The organism is Streptomyces katrae (genome assembly GCF_000966975.1).
Lineage (GTDB): Bacteria > Actinomycetota > Actinomycetes > Streptomycetales > Streptomycetaceae > Streptomyces > Streptomyces katrae.
Genome location: NZ_JZWV01000477.1, coordinates 1 through 1,918, shown reverse-complemented (window position 1 = coordinate 1,918; position 1,918 = coordinate 1). Strand labels below are relative to the sequence as shown.

Sequence of the window (1,918 nt, the reverse complement as noted above, 5' to 3'; positions counted from 1 at the left end):
GGCTGGGGAGTGGTGGCCGGGGAGGCGGCGATGAGCGCGGGGAAGGGGTTGCCGGGGTCCTGGGCATCGGCGGTGGTGGACCGTAGGGTCAGAGGCCGTCCGCACGCGGCCGCCTGATCATGGGATTCCGCGAATTCCCAGGAGCCGGTGGCCGGTACTGGGTCCTGGGTGGAGATCTGCAGGACGTGGACATACTGCCGGTACTGCTCGTCGGTGATGCGTTGCAGGGTGACGGGCAGGCCGAGCGGGGCCAGGAGGGCCTCCTGCCCTGTCGTGACGTCGATGATCTCGGCGTGCGGGAAGACGCGCTGGGCCGCCTCACTCGCAGGCAGCACGACAGCGGTCTTCAGGTTCCGGGCGGCGGCGAGCGCATCGGCGAGCTGAGCCAGGTGTTCCTGATCGTGGTCGCCGACGCCGATCATCAGCCAGGGCAGGACCTGCTCGCCGCTCTGGTGGGCTTCGAGGAGGAGTTCGCCAAGGTCGGCGGCGACGGCCGGCAGGTGGGGCATGGTGCGGATCCGGCCCTGCGGCAGGAGCTTGGCCAGGCGGCTACCGAGGCCAGCGGTGAGGATCTCGCTGTAGTCGGTCCACCCCGACGTTCCCAGTTCCAGGGCCAGAGCGCGGCCGACTTCGAGGACCTCCTCCGGGGTGCCGTCCAGGAGCAGGACGTGGCAGGTGGTCAGGTCGGCCAGCAGCAGCCCGTCCTCGTGGGCGCCGAGGGTAACCAGGCCCGGGTAGGGGGCCTCGACGTCGTTCAGCATTTCGGCATCGGGGAGAACGGCTACGGGGTCCAGGGTCCAGGTACGGCTGTCGGGCCCCGCGGTGAATGGGGCCACGGGGTCGGCCGACTCGTCCAGGAGCAGGCGGACCTCCTTGCCCGCCAGGAGCACGCCGCGCAGGGTGGGCAGCGCGCGTTCGTCGGTGGCGGCCTGGTGGGCGAGGGCACGCAGGATGCGGTCGAGGATTTCGACGCCAGCGGGCTCGCCGGCCGCTGTCAGGAGCTGTTCGAGGCTGTTGGGGTCGTTGTCCTGGGCGATGGTCTGGCCCGCGCGGCGCTGGCGCTGTTGCAGAATCCGGCGCACGCCCAGAGCGCCGGCCAGGGACGCGGCCAGCAGCGTCCCGAGTCCCGCCACCAGCGCCCAGTTCACGCTGGCCGCGGCGCTCTGCGCACGCGTGGCGTCCGGGGCTGAGGTCTGGGCGGGGGAGGAGCTCGGGGCCGGCAAGGCGGACGCAGGTGCCCTTGTCGGGAGCTGGGCCGATGGTGCGGCGGCCGGTGCGGGAGGCGAAGAGGCCTGAGCAGGCGGAGCCGTCTGCTCAGGCGCCGTCGCCGCCGGCGGGGTGGTGGCCGGTGGCGTGGCCGGGCCGGACTCGGGGCTTCGCGGGGCCGGGGTGGGGGCCTGGGTTCCTGAGGTTTGGGGGAGGGTGAGCTGTTGGCCGGGATAGATCAGATCCGGGTTGGTGAAGGTGCCGCCGTCGGGAAGAGCTTGGCCCTGGTTCAGGGCGAAGATCTCCTGATGGCGGTCTGGGTCGCCCAGCTGGTCGGCTGCGATGGAGGAGAGGCTGTCCCCGTCGTGAACCGTGTACCGGACCTGACTGGCGCCGCGCGAGGCGCTCCCCTCTCCGGTTGCGTCCGTTGCCGGTGCGGAGGGGAGGGTGGCGCTGGCAGGCAGGGTGAGCACCCATCCCGGCTGGATGGGCCGCTCGGCGTCGAAGACCGTCCCGTCTGTCATGGTGCGGCCGTGGTTGAGGGCGGCGATGTCCGTCCACCGCTCCCCGCTGCCGAGCGTCTGTTGGGCGATGGACCACAGGCTCTCAGCGGGCCGTACATCGCGGACCGTGTACGTCACGGCCGTGCTCGACGCGTTGGCCGGGGTGCCGGCGTGCGGTGCGGCCTCGTTGCCGGAGCCGGGGATGGGGG

General features: G+C 72.3%; 1 protein-coding gene. It reads right to left on the bottom strand.

The window, feature by feature from the left end:
- Positions 1–1,918: LysM peptidoglycan-binding domain-containing protein (locus tag VR44_RS45080; RefSeq protein ID WP_157880334.1), on the bottom strand; the 1,918-nt coding region annotated here is incomplete at both ends.